The sequence below is a fragment of the Rhodovulum imhoffii genome (assembly GCF_003046545.1).
GTDB lineage: Bacteria > Pseudomonadota > Alphaproteobacteria > Rhodobacterales > Rhodobacteraceae > Rhodovulum > Rhodovulum imhoffii.
The window spans coordinates 49947-70259 of sequence record NZ_QAAA01000012.1 but is presented as its reverse complement, the minus strand read 5'-3'; the positions used below and the strand labels follow the sequence as shown (position 1 = coordinate 70259).

The 20313-nt window shown below is 63.6% G+C and carries 19 protein-coding genes and 1 pseudogene; 3 read left to right on the top strand and 17 right to left on the bottom strand.

Annotated elements, in window-relative coordinates; all coding sequences use genetic code 11:
* Positions 1 to 545, top strand: a pseudogene (locus C8N32_RS10575) (DDE-type integrase/transposase/recombinase); the annotation flags it as partial.
* 378 nt (positions 546 to 923) lie between these two features.
* On the opposite strand, the gene C8N32_RS10565 reads toward C8N32_RS10575, so the two are convergent.
* The gene (locus tag C8N32_RS10565) at positions 924 to 2297 is read right to left on the bottom strand and encodes an FAD-binding oxidoreductase (RefSeq protein WP_107892958.1); all 1374 of its coding nucleotides are present in this window, start codon (positions 2295 to 2297) and stop codon (positions 924 to 926) included.
* A 125-nt stretch (positions 2298 to 2422) separates the two neighbouring features.
* On the opposite strand from C8N32_RS10565, the gene C8N32_RS10560 reads away from it, so the two are divergent.
* Positions 2423 to 4087 (top strand): chloride channel protein, encoded by a 1665-nt coding sequence (locus C8N32_RS10560; protein ID WP_107892957.1) that lies wholly within the window; start codon positions 2423 to 2425, stop codon positions 4085 to 4087.
* On the opposite strand, the gene C8N32_RS10555 is transcribed toward C8N32_RS10560, so the two are convergent.
* The 6 genes from C8N32_RS10555 to C8N32_RS10530 form a co-directional block, all read right to left on the bottom strand.
* Positions 4084 to 4425: a DUF427 domain-containing protein gene (locus C8N32_RS10555; RefSeq protein WP_107892956.1), complete on the bottom strand. Its 342-nt coding sequence runs from the start codon at positions 4423 to 4425 to the stop codon at positions 4084 to 4086. The genes C8N32_RS10560 and C8N32_RS10555 overlap by 4 nt on opposite strands.
* A 79-nt stretch (positions 4426 to 4504) precedes the next feature.
* Positions 4505 to 6310 carry an aminopeptidase P family protein gene (locus C8N32_RS10550; protein WP_107892955.1) on the bottom strand — a complete coding sequence of 602 codons (1806 nt, stop codon included), beginning with the start codon at positions 6308 to 6310 and terminating at the stop codon, positions 4505 to 4507.
* Positions 6310 to 8178, bottom strand: coding sequence for a cobaltochelatase subunit CobT (cobT, locus tag C8N32_RS10545; protein ID WP_107892954.1), 1869 nt, complete (start codon positions 8176 to 8178; stop codon positions 6310 to 6312). The genes C8N32_RS10550 and cobT overlap by 1 nt, the downstream gene beginning before the upstream one ends.
* A 1-nt stretch (position 8179) precedes the next feature.
* Positions 8180 to 8629 (bottom strand): thermonuclease family protein, encoded by a 450-nt coding sequence (locus C8N32_RS10540; RefSeq protein ID WP_107892953.1) that lies wholly within the window; start codon positions 8627 to 8629, stop codon positions 8180 to 8182.
* Positions 8626 to 9597 carry a cobaltochelatase subunit CobS gene (gene cobS / locus C8N32_RS10535; RefSeq protein ID WP_107892952.1) on the bottom strand — a complete coding sequence of 324 codons (972 nt, stop codon included), beginning with the start codon at positions 9595 to 9597 and terminating at the stop codon, positions 8626 to 8628. Before cobS ends, C8N32_RS10540 begins: the two co-directional genes overlap by 4 nt.
* A 340-nt stretch (positions 9598 to 9937) precedes the next feature.
* Positions 9938 to 10567 (bottom strand): J domain-containing protein, encoded by a 630-nt coding sequence (locus C8N32_RS10530; RefSeq protein ID WP_107892951.1) that lies wholly within the window; start codon positions 10565 to 10567, stop codon positions 9938 to 9940.
* Between the two features lie 75 nt (positions 10568 to 10642).
* Between C8N32_RS10530 and C8N32_RS10525 the strand changes: the two genes are divergently transcribed.
* Complete coding sequence (locus C8N32_RS10525; protein WP_107892950.1) at positions 10643 to 10900, top strand: BolA family protein; 258 nt, start codon at positions 10643 to 10645, stop codon at positions 10898 to 10900.
* Here the strand turns inward: C8N32_RS10525 and C8N32_RS10520 are convergent.
* From C8N32_RS10520 to C8N32_RS10475, 10 genes are all read right to left on the bottom strand, one after another.
* A complete protein-coding gene (locus tag C8N32_RS10520) occupies positions 10897 to 11205 on the bottom strand; it encodes a DUF4177 domain-containing protein (RefSeq protein WP_107892949.1) in 309 nt (102 codons plus the stop codon). The genes C8N32_RS10525 and C8N32_RS10520 overlap by 4 nt on opposite strands.
* Positions 11206 to 11236: 31 nt before the next feature.
* On the bottom strand, positions 11237 to 12592 hold the full coding sequence (locus C8N32_RS10515; RefSeq protein WP_107892948.1) for a glutamine synthetase family protein: 1356 nt from the start codon (positions 12590 to 12592) through the stop codon (positions 11237 to 11239).
* Between the two features lie 2 nt (positions 12593 to 12594).
* The gene (locus C8N32_RS10510) at positions 12595 to 13272 is read right to left on the bottom strand and encodes a type 1 glutamine amidotransferase (protein WP_107892947.1); all 678 of its coding nucleotides are present in this window, start codon (positions 13270 to 13272) and stop codon (positions 12595 to 12597) included.
* Between the two features lie 58 nt (positions 13273 to 13330).
* Complete coding sequence (locus C8N32_RS10505; RefSeq protein ID WP_107892946.1) at positions 13331 to 14662, bottom strand: glutamine synthetase family protein; 1332 nt, start codon at positions 14660 to 14662, stop codon at positions 13331 to 13333.
* Positions 14659 to 15495 (bottom strand): ABC transporter permease, encoded by an 837-nt coding sequence (locus tag C8N32_RS10500; protein ID WP_107892945.1) that lies wholly within the window; start codon positions 15493 to 15495, stop codon positions 14659 to 14661. The genes C8N32_RS10505 and C8N32_RS10500 overlap by 4 nt, the downstream gene beginning before the upstream one ends.
* On the bottom strand, positions 15492 to 16373 hold the full coding sequence (locus tag C8N32_RS10495) for an ABC transporter permease (protein WP_107892944.1): 882 nt from the start codon (positions 16371 to 16373) through the stop codon (positions 15492 to 15494). The genes C8N32_RS10500 and C8N32_RS10495 overlap by 4 nt, the downstream gene beginning before the upstream one ends.
* 42 nt (positions 16374 to 16415) lie before the next feature.
* Entirely contained in the window at positions 16416 to 17141 is a 726-nt protein-coding gene (locus tag C8N32_RS10490; protein ID WP_107892943.1) for a transporter substrate-binding domain-containing protein, read from the bottom strand.
* Positions 17142 to 17166: 25 nt separating this feature from the next.
* A complete protein-coding gene (locus C8N32_RS10485) occupies positions 17167 to 17949 on the bottom strand; it encodes an ABC transporter ATP-binding protein (RefSeq protein WP_107892942.1) in 783 nt (260 codons plus the stop codon).
* 96 nt (positions 17950 to 18045) lie between these two features.
* Positions 18046 to 18492: a tellurite resistance TerB family protein gene (locus C8N32_RS10480; protein ID WP_107892941.1), complete on the bottom strand. Its 447-nt coding sequence runs from the start codon at positions 18490 to 18492 to the stop codon at positions 18046 to 18048.
* Between the two features lie 39 nt (positions 18493 to 18531).
* On the bottom strand, positions 18532 to 20175 hold the full coding sequence (locus C8N32_RS10475) for a CTP synthase (protein ID WP_107892940.1): 1644 nt from the start codon (positions 20173 to 20175) through the stop codon (positions 18532 to 18534).
* Between the last annotated feature and the right edge of the window lie 138 nt (positions 20176 to 20313).

The following is a 20313-nucleotide window of genomic DNA, read 5'->3' as shown; positions in this document are numbered from 1 at the left end:
TGAGCCGGGAACTCGGGATCAATCCGAAGACCGTCGCGAAGTGGCGCAAGCGCGAGACAGTGGAAGATCGCAAGACCGGGCCGAAAGCTCCGCGTTCCACCGTTCTCAGTGAGACTGAGGAAGCGATGATCGTTGCGTTCCGCCGGCACACGCTCTTGCCACTCGACGACTGTCTCTATGCACTGCAACCGACGGTCCCGCATCTGACCCGCTCGGCGCTGCACCGGTGCCTGCAGCGGCACGGCATCTCGCGCCTGCCTGAGGTCGGCGGCGACAAGCCGAAGCGTCAGCGGTTCAAACGCTATCCCATCGGCTTCTTTCACATGGATATCGCCGAAGTGCAGACGGCCGAGGGTAAGCTCTGTCTCTTCGTGGCCATCGACCGCACCAGCAAATTCGCGGTCACCCAACTCGTCGAAAAGGCCGACAGGCGCACCACCTGGGTGTTTCTGGAGCATCTGCTCGAGGCCGTCCCCTACCGCATCCACACGATCCTGACCGATAACGGCATCCAATTTGCCGAACAGCCCAGGAACCGGAATGCCGCCTACGCGCGCACGCCGGTCGCGTCATGCAGGGCAGATGCCAGCTCCGGCATCGTGATGTCGCCATCCTGCGCGATGATTTCTGCAAAAAGGCCGCGATGCGGATCGAGCTTTCCCTTGCCCCTGGGGCGACCCTGAGGGGCCGCGCTTGCACGACCAGTGCGGCGGATCGCAAGCCCCCAGCGCGCCCTGGTGGCTGGCGAAAGCTTCAAGCGTAACGCCGCCGCACGACCGCTTAACCCTTCCTCAATCAATCGCTGAAACCGCGTCCGAAGTGCGTCCGGAAAAGGTCCTGACATGATCCATCCTCCCAAAAAGGATGAACCACAGATCAGACCTCAAGGGAATCCCAACGATTCAAGTTCTCGGCGGAACGCACTAAGGCTGGCGGACAAGCTTGCCCGGATTCATCAGGTCGCCTGGGTCCAGGGTCCGTTTGATCTCTCCCATCACGTCCCAGGCCTGGCCGTGCTCGTCCTCCATGTAGTCCAGTTTGCCCATACCGATGCCATGTTCGCCGGTGACGGTGCCGCCCATGCGCAGCGCGCGTCCCACCATTCTGTGGGCCAGAGCCCTGGCTTCTTCCATCTCGGCGATGTTGTTCGGTTCCACCAACAGGATGGCGTGGAAATTGCCGTCACCCACATGGCCCAGAATCGGGCCGGGGATCGAGGCGCGGGCGATATCGGCGCGGGTTTCCTCAACCGCGTCGGCAAGGCGTGAGATCGGCACGCACATGTCAGTGACCAGTGCACTCGCCCCTGGCCGCAGGGACAGGCAGGCATAAAATGCGTTGTGCCGCATTGTCCACAGCGCGGTGCGGTCCTCCGTCCGCGCGGACCAGCGGAAGCCTTGGCCGCCCATTTCGGTCACGATGGTCCCGAAGCTTTCGGCCTGCTCCGCAACGCCCGCGTCCGAGCCATGGAACTCCACCATCAGGTGCGGGGTTTCGGGCATGTCTGCCCCCGCATAGCTGTTGAAGGCCGCTGCGGTGGTGGCATCGACAAACTCGATCCGTGCCATCGGGATACCCATCTGAATGGTCTGGATCACGGTCTGTACTGCCGGACCGATGTCATCGAAAGCGCAGATGGCGGCAGAGATCGCCTCTGGCTGGCCTTGCAAACGCAGGGTGAGTTCAGTCAACAGGCCCAGCGTGCCTTCGGCACCGACGAAAAGGCCCGTCAGGTCGTAACCTGCGGAGGATTTGCGCGCCCGCGTGCCGGTGCGGATGACCCGCCCATCCGCCAGAACCACCTGCAAACCCAGAACGTTTTCGCGCATCGTGCCGTAGCGTACGGCGGTGGTGCCACTGGCGCGCGTTGCCGCCATGCCGCCCAGGGAGGCGTTCGCCCCCGGATCGACCGGAAAGAAAAGGCCCGTGCTACGCAATTCGCGGTTCAGATCCTCGCGGGTGATTCCGGGTTGTACGGTGACGTCCATGTCTTCCGGACTGATACGCAGAACCTTGTTCATGTGCTGGAAATCCACCACAACGCCGCCCTTGACCGCAAGTGCGTGCCCTTCCAGCGAGGTGCCCGCGCCCCAGCCCGTAACCGGGCAGCCCCGCGCCGCACAGACCTTTACGATTTGGGATACTTCCCCGGTCGTTTCCGGGTAAACCACCGCGTCAGGGCTGGCCGGGGCAAAGTGGGTTTCGTTCCGCCCATGGTTGGCGAGATCGGACTTGGACAAGCTGAGGCGATCGCCTAGAATTTTTTCAAGTTCGGGCAAGACTTCCCGGATGGACATGCACTGATCTCCTTGCTGTGGCGGGCACGCGGCGAGGGCACCCTAGGCCAGACAAGCCGCCGGGGAAAGCCGGACGCAGCCCGCATTTTGGATCAGGTGCCGTGAAGGCGGGGTAAAGACAAGCGGTGGCGATCGACTTTGGTAAATTTCGGTATCGTTTGCGCCGGACATGGGTTTTGCTGCGGCGCCAGGGGCCCTCGCAGGTGCAGTTCTGGTTCATCGCGCTGCTGATCGGCGTGGCGGCTGGGTTCGCCGCGCTGACCTTCCGCAAGGGGATCGACCTGCTACAGACCAGGCTCTACGGCGTGGAGGACCCCCACCGCCTGCACAGCTATGCCGAGACGCTGGCGTGGTACTGGGTCTTGCTGATTCCGGTCGCGGGGGGGCTGGTTGTCGGGGTTTTGCTGAACGTCATGACGCGGGATGGCCGTGCGCGTTCGGTCGCGGACGTGATCGAGGGCGCGGCCCTGCATGAAGGGCGTGTCGAAAAGAAGGAGGGCATCGTCTCGGCGCTGGCATCGCTGATCACGCTGTCTTCGGGGGGCTCCACCGGGCGGGAAGGGCCTGTGGTGCACATGGCCGGGGTCATTTCGACATGGATTTCCGACCGGATCAACGCCAACGGCATCACCGGGCGCGACCTTCTGGGATGTGCGGTGGCGGCAGCGGTCTCGGCCTCTTTCAATGCGCCGATCGCGGGGAGCCTGTTCGCGCTGGAGGTCGTGCTGCGGCATTTCGCAGTGCATGCGTTCGCCCCCATCGCAATCGCTGCCGTGGCCGGGACGGTCATCAACCGGCTGGAGTTCGGGGACGTGACAGAGTTCACCCTGTTGCAGGACGATCAGCTCGATTTTTACGTGGAGTTGCCGGCCTTCCTGCTCCTGGGAGTGGTTTGCGGGTTGGTTGCGGTCGTGCTGATGCGCAGCATTTTCTGGGCCGAGGGCGCCGCAGACAAGGTTCAGGCAATAACCCGCATGCCCCGCTGGCTGCGCCCGGCGGTGGCGGGCCTGGGGCTGGGGGCGATGGCGATCGGGTTTCCCCATATCATCGGGGTGGGGTATGAGACGACCTCCGCCGCGCTGACCGGAAGCCTGTTGCTTCACGAGGCTGTGGTGTTCGCCATGGTCAAGGCTGCGGCGGTGGCGCTGACCATGGCCGGGCGGATGGGGGGCGGGGTCTTTTCGCCGTCCTTGATGATGGGGGCGCTGACGGGACTCGCCTTCGGCCTGGTGGCGACCGGCGTATTCCCGGACGTCTCGGGGGCAGAGACCCTCTATGCTCTGGCTGGCATGGGCGCGGTCGCGGCGGCAGTTCTGGGCGCGCCGATCTCCACCACGCTGATCGTCTTTGAAATGACAGGCGACTGGCAGACCGGGCTGGCCGTGATGGTGGCGGTTTCAATCTCCACCGCGCTGGCCAGCCGGCTGGTTGATCGTTCCTTCTTTCTGACGCAGCTGGAGCGGCGCGGCAAGCGATTGGCTGCCGGACCACAGGCTTACCTGTTGTCCGTTTACTCGGCCGCCGCGTTGATGCGGCGTACGGATCATCCGCGCGCGGCTTCGCAGGAGGCGTGCCGGGAAATGATCGGGCAAGGGGTCATGGTGGGCCCCACGGCAACGCTTTACGATGCGATGCCGATCTTCGACCGATGGGGGTACAGCTATATTCCAGTGGTTGCGCGTGACGCAGGCAGCAATTCTCCCCAACTCCTGGGCGCGCTGTTCCACGTCGATGCGCTGAAGGCTTACAGTCGTGCGCTGGCCGATACGGCAGCCGAGGAACATTCCTAAAGCTGTTCGACCGTAACCTTTTCCGGGTAGAAGGCCAGGTGGCCGGCGATGCGCTCCATCCCCGGTTTTGGGGAGTCATAGTACCACGCCACGTCCTGAAGCGTGGTGCTCTTGGTTTCCAGAGAAAGATACCGCGCCTCGCCCTTGTGTGGGCAGGCGGTGCGGCTTTCGGACGGGTCCAGAAAGGCCATGGCCACGTCCTCGGGCGGAAAATAGATCACCGCAGGGGCATCGCCCTCGATCAGTTCCAGCGCGTTGCGGCTTTCGGCGATGACGGCACCCCCGGCGCGCACAACCCACGCCCCTTCCGCCTTGTGGATCGCGATGTGAGCGGCCATGAGTCTCTCCTTTTTCAAATCTCAACTCTGTGTCGTTGTGTGACATGTCGATGTCACGCCTGTCCATTTGCCGAATGCGTCAGAGCGGCGCGGTCGCCTGGTCCAGCCAGCGTCGTGCGCCAGCGGAGACGAGCGGGCCGATCCGCGCGGCGACCTCGGCGTGGTAGGCGTTGAGCCAGTCACGTTCCGCGGCGCTCAGGCGGTCGGACAGGATCAGGCGGCGGTCGATCGGCACGAAGGTGACGGTTTCGAAATCCAGCATCTCGCGGGCATCGCCGCCGGGCAGGGGCGCGGCTTCGCGCACCAAGATCAGGTTCTCGATGCGGATGCCGAACGCGCCCTCCCGGTAGTAGCCCGGTTCGTTCGACAGGATCATTCCCGGCCGCAGCGGTACCGTCGAAATCCTGGAGAGCCGCTGCGGCCCTTCGTGCACCGACAGGTAGTGCCCGACCCCGTGGCCGGTGCCGTGATCGTAATCCATCCCCGCCAGCCACAGCGGATATCGCGCCACGGCGTCAAGGTCGCGCCCGGACAGCCCCTTTGGGAAACGCAGGCGCGATACGGCAATCATGCCTTGCAGCACGCGGGTGAAGGCTTCCTTCTCGGCGTTGGGGATGACGCCCACAGCTATCGTGCGGGTGATGTCGGTGGTGCCGTCAAGGTACTGGCCGCCGCTGTCGACCAACAAAAGCTCTCCGGGGGTGACGGTGCGGTTGGTGGCCTCGCTGACACGGTAGTGGCACATGGCCGCGTTCGGGCCCGCGCCCGCGATGGTTTCAAAGCTGATATCCTTCAGCGCGCCGGTCGCCCGGCGGAAGCTTTCCAGCCGCTTGACCACGTCGATCTCGCTCAGCCCGCCTTTCGGGGCTTCGTCGTCCAGCCAGGACAGGAATTCCACCATCGCCGCGCCGTCGCGGATATGGGCGGCGCGGGTGCCGTCCAGTTCGGTGGCGTTCTTGCAGGCTTTCGGCAGCAGGCACGGGTCTTCGCCTTCGGCGATGGCGATCCCGGCGGCCTGAAGTTCGCGCAGGACCCACAGGGGCGCGCGTTGCGGGTCGATCCGGACCGGGCCGATAAGGCTGCGCAGCCCCGGTCCGAAGGCGGAATCCGGGCGCAGGCTGACTTCCTTGCCGAGGTGGCCGGGCAGGTCATTTGCGTATTTCGCGGGGTTGGCATAAAGCGTCACATGCCCGTCGTCATGCAAAACCCCGAAGGCGTGGGGAACCGGGGTGCGGGCGATATCGCCGCCGCGCAGATTCAGAAGCCACGCGATCGAGTCCGGCTGGGTCAGAACCACCGCTTTTTGCCCCGCCTCACGCAGGGACCGGCCAAGACGCGCGCGTTTCGCGCCATGGGTTTCTCCGGCCATCTCTTCGGGATAGGGGCTGATGCGACCGGCGGGCGGGGCGGGCTGATCGACCCAGATCCGGTCCACGAGGTTGGCGGTTTCGCGCAGGGAGATCCCGGTGCCTGTCAGTGCGGCTTCGAGCTTTGCGACCTCGTCGGGAGTGTGCAGCCATGGGTCCAGCCCGATCACACCCCCATCGGGCAGTTCCGCGATCAACCAGTCTGACAGTTTGGTTTCCGGCCAGTCCACGGGGGTGAAATGCCCCGGATCCACCTGTGTCCGGACCTGTACGCGATAGCGTCCGTCGATGAAGATCCCCGCGCGATCGGGTAACACGGCCGCGAACCCGGCAGAGCCGCTGAACCCTGTCAGCCATGCCAGACGCTCATCATGGGGGGCGACATACTCGCCCTGGTAGGCGTCGGCGCGGGGGATGAGAAACCCGCTCAGGCCTTCCCCGGTCATTTCCGCGCGCAATGCCGCAAGACGGGGCGCCCCGTCTTGCGGGCGGGTGGGGCTTTCGAATGTCTGGTGCATCAGCTTGCCTTCCTGATCCCGATCATGCGGGCACGCGCCCGCGGGTCCTTGTCAAACAGCGCGGCCAGTTGTTCCGTCATCGCGCCCGCAAGCTGTTCCACATCCGTGATGGTGAGGGCGCGCTGGTAATAGCGCGTCACGTCATGCCCGATGCCGATGGCCATGAGTTCCACGACCTTGCGCCGTTCCACCATGGCGATCACATCGCGCAAGTGTTTTTCAAGGAAACTGGCGGCGTTGACCGACAGGGTGGAATCGTCCACCGGGGCGCCGTCGGAAATGACCATCAGAATCTTGCGCGCTTCGGGGCGCACTTGCATCCGGCGATGGGCCCATTCCAGGGCTTCGCCGTCGATATTTTCCTTCAGCAACCCTTCTTTCATCATCAGGCCAAGGTTTTGGCGGGCGCGGCGCCACGGGGCGTCGGCGGATTTGTAGATAATGTGACGCAGGTCGTTCAGCCGCCCCGGCGACAGGTCGCGCCCGTCGGCCAGCCATCTCTCGCGGGATTGGCCGCCTTTCCATGCGCGGGTGGTGAAGCCAAGTATCTCCACCTTGACGTCGCAACGTTCCAGCGTACGGGCCAGAACGTCCGCGCAGATCGCGGCGATCGAGATCGGCCGCCCGCGCATGCTGCCGGAGTTGTCGAGCAAGAGCGTCACGACCGTGTCGCGGAATTCGGTATCCTTTTCCACCTTGAACGAAAGCGGTGTGGTGGGGTTGGCAACGACCCGCGCCAGCCGTCCGGCGTCCAGAATGCCTTCCTCGCGGTCGAACTCCCAGCTTCGGTTCTGCTGGGCCTGAAGGCGGCGTTGCAGCTTGTTCGCCAGGCGGCCCACCGCACCTTTGAGCGGGTCGAGTTGCTGATCGAGATAGGCGCGCAGGCGCTCCAGTTCGATCGGTTCGGCCAGATCCTCGGCGCGGATTTCCTCGTCGAACTCCGTGCAAAAGACCCGATACTCCGGATCCGCCTCGGAGACGGGCTGGGGGGGCTGTTCCTGTGGGGCTTCGCCTTCGGGCAGATCGGTCTCCTCCCCCTCCGGTGCATCGGCCAGATCGTCAGGGGAAACCTGCGCCTGAGCGGCGTCGAGGCTGTCGTCCTGTTCCTGTTCGGGAGAGACGTCGCTCTCGTCGGGGGCCTGTTGTTCGTCCTCGCTCCCGGTTTCGGGCTGTTCTTCGGCATCGGTATCCGGCTCGTCCTGGGGGTCGTCCTCGGTTTCCGGATCGTCGCCCAACTGGTCGCCATAGCCGAGATCCTCGATCACCTTGCGGGCAAGGCGGGCAAAGCTGGCCTGATCGGCAAGCACGGCGTCGAGAGAGCCAAGCGTTCCGGACGCCTGCTCCTCGATGAATCCGCGCCACAGCTCCACCGCGTGGGCGGCACCGGGGGGCAGGGGGCGTCCGGTGGCAAGCTGGCGCACAAGGTAACCCGCGGCGGCGGGCAGGGGAATTCCGGCCGGGTCGCTGGCCTGCGCATAACCTTTTTTGAGCGTTTCCGCCGCGATACGGGCGTCGATATTGCTGGCGGTGCCGGGCATGGTCCGTGCGCCGAGCGCCTCGCACCGGGCGGTTTCCATCGCTTCGTAAAGGTCGCGCGCCATCTGGCCGGAAGGCAGAAAGCGCGCGTGGGTCGCGCTGTCATGGTACTTGTGGCGCAGGGCGAAGGCATCGGCTGTGCCGCGGGCCAGAAGCACCTCGTCGCGTGTCATGCGGCGGCTGACCTGGGGCAGGCGCAGGGCTTCCGCCGTGGCCCCGGGCGGGTCTACGGAATAGCTGATCCCCAGATCGCGGTCGTCGGCCATAACCCTGGTGGCCTCGGCCAGGGCCTTCTTGAACGGATCGGCGGGGTTGTCGGTGTTCTGCGGCATGTCAGTTTTCCAGCTTCCGGCACCAGTTGATGCGTTTTCCGCCCTTGTAGGGGACCGCAAGACCGGCCTCGATCATTATGTCCGCCAGAGCTTCGCCATCAAGGTTGAGGCGCACCAGTTGCCGACCATATTTGTCCTGCCCCTCGAAGGTGGGGTGAAGGGTCTGCGCGGCCGAAAGACGGTCACGCAGGAAGCCGGTCGCGATGTCTCCCAGCGCCTTTTCCGCGGGGCATCGTGCGTAGTGGGTTTCCGGTGTATCGAAATCCAGCAGCCGCACCGGCCCCTCGAAATCGTTGCAGCGCAGGTAAAGCGTATCGCCGTCGGTGACGCGGGTCACCTTGCAGGCGGGCGCAGGCGGGAGGAGGCTTTTCCCCGAAAAGGCGTAAAACGCCCCCAGCCCCAGTACTGCCATCACCGTTACCCCCCAGAGGATGTGGGACGGATGGCTCACGCCAGGCTCATGCTGGCGGCGCTTTCGGGCAGGTCCTCATCGAAGAGCCGCTGGTAGAATTCTGCCACGGTCTGGCGCTCCAGTTCGTCGCACTTGTTGAGAAAGGTCAGCCGGAAGGCATAGCCCACATCCTTGAAAATCGAGGCGTTCTGTGCCCAGGCGATAACCGTGCGCGGGCTCATGACCGTGGAAAGATCCCCGGCCATGAAGGCGGTGCGCGTCAGGTCCGCGACGCTGACCATCTGGCCGATCGTGCGGCGGCCCTTTTCGGTGTTGTAATGCGGGCATTTGGCCAGAACGATCGCCGCCTCGGCGTCGTGGCTGAGATAGTTCAGCGTTGCCACCAGAGACCAGCGGTCCATCTGTCCCTGGTTGATCTGCTGGGTGCCGTGATACAGACCGGTCGTGTCGCCCAGCCCGACGGTGTTGGCCGTGGCAAACAGCCGAAAGGACGGATGTGGGGTGATGACCTTGTTCTGGTCCAGAAGGGTCAGTTTTCCGTCGACCTCCAGGACGCGCTGGATCACGAACATTACATCGGCCCGGCCGGCGTCGTATTCATCGAACACAATGGCGCAGGGGTTGCGCAGCGCCCATGGCAGGATCCCCTCCTGGAATTCGGTCACCTGTTTTCCGTCGCGCAGCTTGATGGCATCCTTGCCGATCAGATCGATCCGGCTGATGTGGCTGTCGAGGTTGACGCGCACACAGGGCCAGTTGAGCCGCGCGGCGACCTGTTCGATATGGGTGGATTTCCCGGTGCCGTGGTAGCCCTGAATCATCACCCGGCGGTTGTGGGCGAACCCCGCGAGAATGGCCAGCGTGGTGTCCGGATCGAACTTGTAGGTTGCGTCGATGTCGGGCACGCGATCAGATCCCTCGGCGAACCCCCTGATGCGCATATCGCTGTCGATCCCGAAGGTTTCCCGGACCGAGATCTCCTCGGTCGGTCTGGCAGAGTTTTCCATGTCGCTTTCCGTCCTGTCGCGTTCTGGGTGAGTGGAGGGGCGCCCGTGCTGACTTAGTCCAGTCCGTTACTGGATCAAATCGCGACGCCGTGCAAGGGAAGGCAAGTCAGCCTTTTGTTCGGCGGTCATTAGAGTTAAAATGATTCCGTATATGCGAAGGAAGAGAATCGCTCTTTTCCCACGCGTGGTCCGAGTGGTGCTCTCCGGTCCAACAGTCAGGCCGCTGTCGTACGTGTAACACCAGTAACGATTGCCCGGCGGCTACCGCATGCGCGCAGGTTGGCGATGATCGGCGTGTTTGCGGGCCCCGGTCGCCTTCGGGTGGCCGGGGTTTGATTTTTCAGTTTGCGAAATTCCGGCTGTCCTTGATCTGGTCCCACGCCCAGACCACCTCTTGCAAGCGGTCCTCATCCGCGCGGTCGCCGCCGTTCTTGTCAGGATGCAGGTCCTTGACCAGAGACTTGTACTGTTTGCGGATTTCAGCCCTGCTCCAGCTATCGCGCGCTTCCAGGATATCGAGCGCCTTTCGCTCGGTCGGGGGGAGTCGGCGGGTGGCTCCGTGGCCCTGTCCGGGATTGCGGGTGGCGTTTTCTCCCAGAACCTGGTGCGGGTCGTCTACGCCCAGGCGCGCCCAGGCACGCTGTTCTTCGGAAGCCCCCAGTGGCGCGGTTTTGCGTCCCCAGACGCGGTCCTGGGCGATCTGGGCATCCATTTCCTCTTCGGTGGAGCCGCCGAAGAAATTCCATTTCAGATTGTATTCGCGGACATGTGTTTTGCAAAACCAGAAATATTCGTCCAGATGATCCGGAGATTTTGGCGCGCGATACTGTCCGGACGCCGTGCAGCCGGGATGTTCGCACTGTCGCGTCGATGTTTCGAACGCCCCGGACATGCCGCGTTTGCCGCGAGAACGTTTTTTCTTGTCCGCCGACACGGAGATGTCGAACCCGAAAGGATCGTTTTTCACCATGACCTGCCACCTTTTCGACTCGGACGCAGGAGTTTAGACCTTTGAGCACAGGAATGAAGGGGGGAGTTCAGAAAAATGTCGATAACCCGTGAGATCCATGAACGGCTGGAGGCTGCCTTCGCCCCCACACGCCTTGATGTCGTCGATGACAGCGAACGCCACCGCGGGCATGCGGGTTATCGGGAAGGCGGGGAAAGCCATTTCCGCGTGGCGATCACGGCCCCGGCTTTCGCGGGCATGTCCCGGCTGGAGCGCCACCGTGCCATCCACGCGGCGCTGGGCGAGGACGTGATCGGCCAGATTCACGCGCTGGCCCTGTCGGTCGAGGCTTAGGTGATGTCCTCCGGGCCGTTCAGGCTCCGGCTGGCAAAAACCGGTTTGGGTGCGGGGGAAGCCGGGTCGTTCCCGATATGCGGGCGGCGAAACACCAGGACCGTGTACGTGACGGTAGAGCGCCCGCGCAGCCCGTGCCGCTCCTCGCAGGGGAGCGTTTCGGCCCGCTGGTACTCCCAACCCTGACGCGCCTGCACGTTCATCACATCGCCCAAGGTCTGGGAAAACCGGTCTTCCCCCCGCCGCTGGCCGCGCTTGCCCTCTGCCCGCGCCGGGGCGGGTATGACCTTGTATTCGTATTTCATTTCCGTTCCTCCCCGGTCGGCGTAAGGCCGCTTAGACGTTCAAAAGAAGATGTTCCCGTTCCCACGGGCTGATGACTTGAAGAAAGGCCTTGTATTCAAGCGTCTTGACGGAATCGTACACCCGGCAGAACGCCTCGCCCAGCACCTCCTGCACCTTGGGGGCGGCGGACAGAAGGTCCAGCGCCTCGGCCAGATTGCGTGAGATGTCCTCATCGGTGGTGTAGGCGTCGCCGCGGTATTCAGGCTTGGGCATTTCCTGCTCCAGAAGTCCCAGGTAGCCGCATGCCAAAGACGCCGCGATGCCCAGATAGGGGTTGCAATCCATGCCCGCCAGCCGGTTTTCCACCCGGCGGCTAACAGGGTCGGAAACGGGCACCCGCAGCCCCGTGGTCCGGTTGTCGCGCCCCCATTCCAGATTGATCGGCGCCGCGAAGTCCGGTACGTAACGCCGATAGCTGTTTACGTAGGGCGCCAGCAGCGCCACGACCGACGGGATGTGCCTTTGCATCCCGGCGATGAAATTCTGGAAGGCGGGGCTTTCGCTGCCGTCCGGCAGGGAGAATATGTTCTGCCCGGTGCGGCTGTCCACGACGGAGTGATGAATGTGCATCGCGCTGCCGGGCTCTTCCTCGATCGGCTTGGCCATGAAGGTTGCATAGCAGTCGTGGCGCAGCGCGGCCTCCCGGATCAGGCGCTTGAAGTAGAATATCTCATCCGCGAGCCTGACCGGGTCACCGTGGCGAAGGTTGATCTCCACCTGGCCGGCGCCGCCCTCCTGAAGGATGCCGTCGATCTCAAGCCCCTGCGCTTCGGCGAAATCGTAGATATCGTCGATGACCGGACCGTATTCGTCCACAGCACTCAGCGAATAGGCCTGCCGAGCCGCCGCGCGCCGCCCCGACCGGCCCATTGGCGGTACGACCGGCTGGGTCGGGTCCACGTTGCGGGCCACGAGGAAGAACTCCATCTCAGGTGCTACGATCGGTGTCCAGCCGCTGTCGTTGTAAAGTTGTACCACCCGCTTGAGCACGTTGCGCGGGGCGATCGGAACCGGATGCCCCGCCTGGTCGGTGATGTCATGGATCACCTGCAAGGTGAAGTCCGCCGTCCAGGGGGCGGCCGTCGCGGTCGAGAAATCCGGGGTCAGGATCATGTCCGGTTCGGTGAAGGCCTCGCCCGCGATGTCCGCCCAGTCGCCGGTAATGGTCTGAAGAAAGATCGAGTTGGGCAGATAGAACAGCGACTGCGTGGCGAATTTCGCCGCCGGCATTGCCTTGCCCCGGGCCACACCCGCAAGGTCGGCGACGATGCACTCCACCTCGTCCAGTTTCCGGTTCTCAAGGTAGGCACGGGCGGCGTCGGGCAGTTTTTTTGTCCAGTCGGACATGATCAGGATCTTTCCTTGAAAAAGCGCGCGATGCGGCGTGCTGTCGTGACCGAGGATACCGGCACATCCATCCGTGCGCGGGCCCCGGCCAAGTGTTCTTCGGGTACCACGCCGGGGGCGCGTGTGTCCATCAGGCCCTTTATGAAGGGGGTGTCGAACTCCGGGTGCGGCTGCAAGGTGAAGGCCCGCCCGTCATACAGCAATGCCGCGTGGGCGCAAAAGGGGTTGTGGCCCACGGTGCGTGCGCCCTCAGGGGGGGCGAGAACCTGATCCTGGTGCCAGGCATTCAGGGTCAGCGGCGTCCCCTCGATCTCATAATCGGTCGGACCGACGGCCCAGCCGCCGCCAAATTTTTCGACCCGCCCGCCAAGGGCCTGCGCGATGATCTGATGGCCGAAGCAGATGCCGACCATCGGCACCCCGGCGGCGTACGTTTCCCGGATGAACGCTTCCAGGGGGGCGATGAAGGCGTGCCCTTCATAAACCCCGTGGCGGGAACCGGTGATCAGCCACCCCTCTGCCTCGGAGGGAGAATCGGGAAACTCCATCGCTTCGACATCCCACAGGCGGAAGGTAAAGCCTTCCTCCCCCAGGAGGCGCATGAACATGTCGGGGTAGTCACCATGCGCGGGGCGCAGGGCTTCGGGGGCGTGCCCGGGTGCAAGAATGCCGATTTTCATGGGGTCCCTATCGTTTTTTCCCTGAAAATCTATGTATGGAGCCCGAAGACAACAAGGTTCAGACCGTATCGAGATAGAGCCCCGTGCGCTCGTCTTCGTCCAGCCCGGCCATGCGGCGCAATTCCTGACGCTTGGTCATGACGTAATTGCGGATCATCTCCCGCGGGAAAATGCGCGCCATGCGGTCGCTGGCCTCGAACCTGTCGATCGCGCCCGCCCAGTCGGCGGGGAGTTGCGGCAGCTTCTGGCCGTAGGCATTGCCCGTGATCGGAGCCGGGGGTGTCAGCCCGTCCTCGATCCCTTGCAGCGCAGCGCCCAGAACCGCGGCGATCGTCAGGTAGGGGTTGATGTCCCCGCCGGCGACGCGATGTTCGATCCGCCGGGCACGAGGGCTGCCACCGGGGATGCGGATGGCCGCCGTCCGGTTCTCATGCGCCCAGCAGATGCCCGTGGGGGCATGGGCGCCGGGCACCAGCCGGTCATAGCTGTTGGCGTGCGGCGCCAGGATCAGCGCGCTGTCGGGCAGGGCGGCAAGACACCCCGCCACCGCTGCGCGCAACTGTGCGGGGCCATCGGGGCGGGCATCGTCGAAAATGTTGTTCCCGTCCGAATCCAGCACCGAGAAATGCATGTGCAGCCCGTTTCCGGCGTGTTCGGGATAAGGCTTGGCCATGAAGCTGCCCGCGACTCCGTGACAGCGCGCCAGCCCCTTGACCAAAAGTTTGAACAGCCATGTGTCGTCGGCGGCCTTCATCGCGGGACCGTGCAGAAGATTGATCTCGAACTGGCCAAGGCCGGCCTCCGAAATCGCGGCGTCGGCGGGAATGTCCATCGCCTCGCAGGCGTCGTAGATATCGGTGAAGAAATCGTCGAACGCATCCAGCGTGCGCAGGGCGAGAACTTCGGCCGCGACCCTCCGTTTGCCCGATCGGGGAGAGCGGGGCGGGTGCAGGTGGTCGCCGCTGTCGTCGATCAGGTAGAATTCCAGCTCCGTGGCGACTTGCGGGTACCAGCCGCGCGCTTCGTAAGCGTCCAGAACACGGGCCAGCGCATGGCGCGGATCGCCCGAAAACGGGCTCCCGTCCTCGTTGAACATCCACAGCGGCAAGAGTGCGGCAGGCGCATCCAGCCACGGGATGGGCACGAATCCTCGTCCGGTGGGGCGCAAAAGACCGTCGGCATCGCCGGTTTCGAAAACCAGCGGGCTTTCCTCGATGTCCTCTCCCCAGATATCGAGATTCAGTGCCGAAAGGGGAAAGCGCGTCCCCTCATCCTCGACCTTGCCGGCAAAGCGGGCCGGCATACTCTTGCCGCGGGCCTGGCCGTTCAGGTCGCAGGCGGCGACGCGTACGGTCCGGATTTCGGGATGATCGCGCAACCAGTCTGTCATCGGGTCACCTGTGGGCGGAGCCGCAGCTTCGGGCGGGCCTGGGGAATGTGGCGGTTCAGTTGTCGGTTTACCAGCCCGAAGATCCCGATGACCACCAGTGTAAGCAAGATGAAATACCCGGCCACGATCGGATAGGGAACAAAGGGGTTGAAGGTTTTGTCAGCGAAATAGTTCGCATAGTACAGGGCATCGCCTTTCTGCTGCCACGCCGGAAATCCGCTGAAGAATACCAGCGTCGTGGCGTGGAACAGAAAAATCGCCTCATTCGTGTAGGCGGGCCAGGCAAGCCGCAGCATCGTCGGCCAGACCACCCGGCGGAACTTGGTCCAGCCGCTCATGCCATAGGCGTCGGCGGCCTCGACATCGCCTTTCGGGATGGAGCGCAGCGCGCCGTAGAATATCTCGGCGGTATAGGCGGCAGTGTTGAGAAACAGCACGATCAGCGCCCCTGCCGCCGCCCGTGCCAGCCACCGGCTTTCAGCAGTGATCTGCGTAAATATCAGGTCGATTTCGATACCGTTCTTGGGCAGCAGCACGAAAGCCTGATAAGCGACGAAGAACTGGATGAAAAGCGGGGAGCCCCTGAACACGAAGATGAACCACTCCGAGGGCTTGCGCAAAAGGACATTGCGGCTGCCGCGCGCCAGAGCCAGCCCGGTGGCCAGGAAAAACCCTGCGATCAACGCGAGCGTCCCGAAGTAGATGTTCCAGATCAGCCCCGATCCGATCAGCGTGAACTGGTCGCACAGAGTGATGTCGGCGCGGGGCAGAACACGCTCCCCGATGCCGAGGGCGCGCAGGCCGTAATCCTGGATCGTCTGAACGCAACTCATACCGCCGCCTTTCTGAGGGCTTCGCCCGCCATCGTCGCCTGGCCACGGCTAAGCCGCGCGGTCAGCCGCGCCAGCGCAATCTCGCTGACGCGGGTCAGGGCGAGGTAAAACACCAAAAGCGCCAGAAAGTAGTAAAGCCGCCAGTCCGGGTGCGGGTAGGCGTAAATGCTGGTCTTGGATCCGCCAAGTTCCCGCGCCCAGTAGACGATATCCTCCACCCCCAGCAAAAACAGCAGCGGCGTGGCCTTGATGAGGATCATCCACAGGTTTGACAGACCGGGAAGCGCATAGATCCACATCTGGGGGATCAGAACGCGCCAGAAACTCTGCCGTTCGGTCATGCCATAAGCCTGGGCGGTCTCAAGCTGGGCACGTGGGACGGTGCGCATCGCGCCGTAAAACACGTTGGCAGCAAAGGCGCCGAACACGATCGAGAAGGCCAGGACCGCAAGTGCGAAACCGTAACTCTCATGGACCCATTGCGGACTGGCCGAAAGCGGCAGCTTGGCTTCGACGCAGACGACAAAGTCGTTTCCCTGGCGCACCGGTGCCTCCCACTCCGGGCAGAGAGCCTTGTGGCGCATCCACTCGAACGCCTGGTCCAGCGCGATGGGAACGAACAGGAAAAACACGATATCGGGAATGCCCCGCACCATCGCGGAATATGCCTTGCCCAGGATGCGCAGCGGCCAGAACGCCGAGCGTGCCGCCACAGCACCGCCAAAGCCGAACAGCAAAGCGGCCGGTGCCGTGATCGCAAGCAGCAGCATCACCGTGCCGAACGAGGCATAAAACGCCATGTGCTTGCCGCTGGTCAGGTAGCACGACAGCCAGACAAGCCCGTCAAGGGCAGAGGGATCGGAACAATAACCAAACATGGGAAAACCGGGCGGGGTCCGGTCGGACCCCGCCCGTGCCGGTCAGAAGCGGGGCGAATCTTCGCCCAGCCACTTGGTGATCAGGTCGTTGAGCGTGCCGTCATCCTTCATGCTCTGGATGGCGGCGTCGAAGGTGGCGCGCAGATCCGGGTCGGACTTGCGGAATGCCATGCCGATCCCTTCGCCAAGGGCGATGTCTTCGCCCACGAACATCATTTCCCCGCCCGATTCATTGACCGCGGGGGCCAGGGAATCCTTGTCGAGGATGACGGCATCGGCTTCGCCGTTGCGGACGGCGGCCAGGGCTTCGTCCAGAGTTGGAAACTCGACAAGGGTCGCGCCGGTATCGACCACGTAGTTGGCCTGGATCGTCCCGGTCTGAGAGGCGATGACGCCGCCGGTCAGGTCGACATCGTCGCTCAGCGCGGCGTAGGCCGAGGGCGAGGGGGGGGTGTAGCCTTGGGTAAAGTCGACGACTTCCCGCCGTTCGGCGGTGATCGACATGCCGGCGATGATGGTATCGTAGTTGCCGGAGACGAGGTTGGGGATGATCGAATCCCAGTCGTTGGTGACCCATTCGCAGGTCAGTGCGGCGCGGGCGCAGAGCTCGTCGCCCAGTTCGCGTTCAAACCCATCGACCTCACCGTTGTCGTTGATGAAGTTGTACGGAGGATAGGCCCCTTCGGTCCCAAGGCGGACGACATCCTGCGCCAGCGCCATGCCGGCGCTCAACGCCAGTGCTGCGGTGCCAAGGATCAGCTTTTTCATCTTCTTCTCCCGTAGTATCGCGCGGTCAGGCCGCGCCGGTTGCGCTTAGGAATTGTTTGAGACGTTCGGAGCGGGGTGCCCCGAAAAGGGTTTCGGGCGGACCTTGTTCTTCGATCAGGCCCTGATGCAGGAAGACGACGCTATCGGACACATCCGCCGCAAGCCGCATGTCATGGGTGACCAGCAGCATGGTCCGGCCCTCTTCGGCCAGCACCTTGATGACGCGTACGACTTCTTGCTGAAGCTCGGGGTCAAGGGCAGAGGTGGGTTCATCGAACAGGATTGCCCGCGGCTGCATGGCCAGGGCCCGCGCGATGGCTGCGCGCTGTTGCTGACCCCCCGAGAGCTGGGCCGGGTAGGCCCCGCATTTGTCGCCTATTCCGACTTTCTCCAGCAGGTCGCGGGCGCGGGTCTCGACCTCGTCGCGATTTTCCCCCAGAACGGTGACGGGCGCTTCCATCACGTTTTGCAGGACGGTCATGTGGGACCACAGGTTGAACTGCTGGAAGACCATGGAAAGGTGGGTACGGATGTTGATCACCTGCTTGCGGTCCGCCGGCTGGCGGGCGGGGCCCGTGCCTTTCCAGCGCACCGGTTCGCCCTCGAACAGGACATCGCCCTGCTGACTGTCTTCCAGCAGGTTGGCACAGCGCAGCAGCGTGGATTTCCCCGACCCGGAAGAGCCGATCAGGGATACCACGTCACCCTTTCGGGCGGTGATATCCACGCCCCTGAGAACCTCCAGCCGGCCGTAGCTTTTGTGGAGATCGCGAATTTCAAGGACAGGCGGTTCTCTTGCGTCGGTCAATTCGGTGCCTGTTGTCGTTGTCCGGTTGCAGGAGTAGGGCGCAAATTGCGCGATATTGCAACTGTGTCAAACAGGTTGCCGCCGGTTTTAGGCATATTACCCGTTGCGCCCCGCCTCGACCCTCTGGCGTGCAAGGGCGCTGTCACGGTCATTCACCCCCAGAAGATTGGCGGTCAGGCGCAACAGCGCGTTTTCCTCACTGTCGCGGATGCCGTCGGCCAGGACCACGTCCCACAGCGCCTCGATCACCGCGATCCGGTCCTCGTAGGCCACCGCCTCCTTGATGGCGCGGGTAAAGCGCACGGTGTCCGGGGCTTCGGCCTCCAGCGCCTCGGCCTGTTCACGCAGGGTTCGCGCCCCTTGCGGCGTCAGGGCATGACGCCTGGCAAGGATGCGCTCGATCCGCTCGGCCTCCTCCCTGGCATAGTCTCCATCTGCGCGCGCGATCCGGACCAGAAGCGCACCAAGAGCCAGCCGCGCATCGCCATCGGACAGGGCCCGGGGGTCAGGGGCCAGCAACCGGGTCAGGAAATCTCCGAACATGCCTCAGATATATCCTGCTTTGGGCTGTCTGCCACTCTTTTACACAAGCCGCGATGTTTCCAGCGCCGCGCGCACAAAGTCGCGAAACAGGGGATGCGGATCGAATGGCTTGGATTTCAGCTCCGGGTGGAACTGAACGCCGATGAACCATGGATGGTCTTTCCACTCCACGATTTCGGGCAGCCGGCCGTCCGGCGAAAGCCCCGAGAAGATCAGCCCCTTCCCTTCCAGCTTGTCCCGGTACTTGATGTCCACCTCGTAGCGGTGGCGATGGCGCTCCTCTATGCGGGTCGTGGCGTAGATCTGCGCCACTTTCGATCCTTCCTTCAGGTGCGCGACATAGGCCCCAAGCCGCATTGTGCCGCCCTTGTCGTCCTCGACTCTGCGTTCGACCTTGTGGGCCCCCTGAATCCACTCCTTGAGGTGGTAGACCACGGGGGTGAACCGTTTCTGCCCGGCTTCGTGGTCGAATTCTTCCGAGCCCGCGTCGGACAGGTCGGCGACGTTTCGGGCGGCCTCGATCACCGCCATCTGCATGCCAAGGCAGATGCCAAGGTAGGGAATCTTGTGTTCGCGCGCATATTGGGCAGCCTTGATCTTCCCTTCGGTGCCACGTTCACCGAACCCGCCGGGCACCAGAATGGCGTGAAAGCCGGAAAGGCTGGGCGCCGGGTCCGCGCTGTCGAAAATCTCGGCGTCGATCCACTCGGCGCGTACCTTCACCCGATTGGCCATACCGCCGTGGGTCAGGGCCTCGGCGATGGATTTGTAGGCGTCTTCCAACTGGGTGTACTTGCCCACGATTGCCACCCTGACTTCGCCGTCGGTGTTGAAGATCCGGTCGCTGACGTCTTCCCACTTGGTCAGATCCGGCTTTGGTGCGGGCTGAATGCCGAATGCGTCCAGAACGGCCTGGTCCAGCCCCTCGCGGTGATAGGCCAGCGGCGCCTCGTAGATCGAAGACAGATCCTGCGCCGCGATCACCGCATCGGGCCGGACATTGCAGAAAAGCGCCAGCTTGTCCCGCTCTTTCTGGGGAATCGGACCCTCGGAACGACAGACAAGGATGTCCGGTGCGATGCCGATGGAGCGCAATTCCTTCACCGAATGCTGGGTGGGCTTGGTCTTCAGTTCCCCCGAGGCGGCAATGTAGGGCAACAAGGTCAGGTGCATGAAGATGCACTGGCCGCGGGGATGATCCTGGCTGAACTGGCGAATCGCCTCGAAGAAGGGCAGCCCTTCGATATCGCCCACGGTTCCGCCGATTTCACAAAGCATGAAATCGACCTCATCGTCGCCGATGGAAAGGAAGTCCTTGATTTCATTCGTGACGTGGGGGATCACCTGGATCGTCTTGCCAAGGTAGTCCCCCCGGCGCTCTTTCTCCAGTACGTTGGAATAGATGCGCCCGGATGAAACGGAATCCGTCCGCCGCGCCGCAACGCCGGTGAAACGCTCGTAATGGCCCAGGTCGAGATCCGTCTCGGCCCCGTCGTCAGTGACAAAGACCTCGCCATGCTCGAAGGGACTCATGGTGCCGGGATCGACGTTGAGGTAAGGGTCCAGCTTGCGCAGACGGACGGTGAAGCCGCGCGCCTGAAGCAGCGCCCCGAGCGCAGCGGAGGCCAGCCCTTTTCCCAGCGAAGAGACAACCCCGCCCGTGATAAAGATGTAACGCGCCATGACCTGGAATCCCCCGTGACTTTCTGTATTTCGGCTGCTCGATTCGCACGGCCAGCGCCGCCGCATCACGGGGTTTAACCTATACAGGATTCGGCCCCGGGCTGCAACCAGACCGCAATATAATGGGGGCGGCCGCGC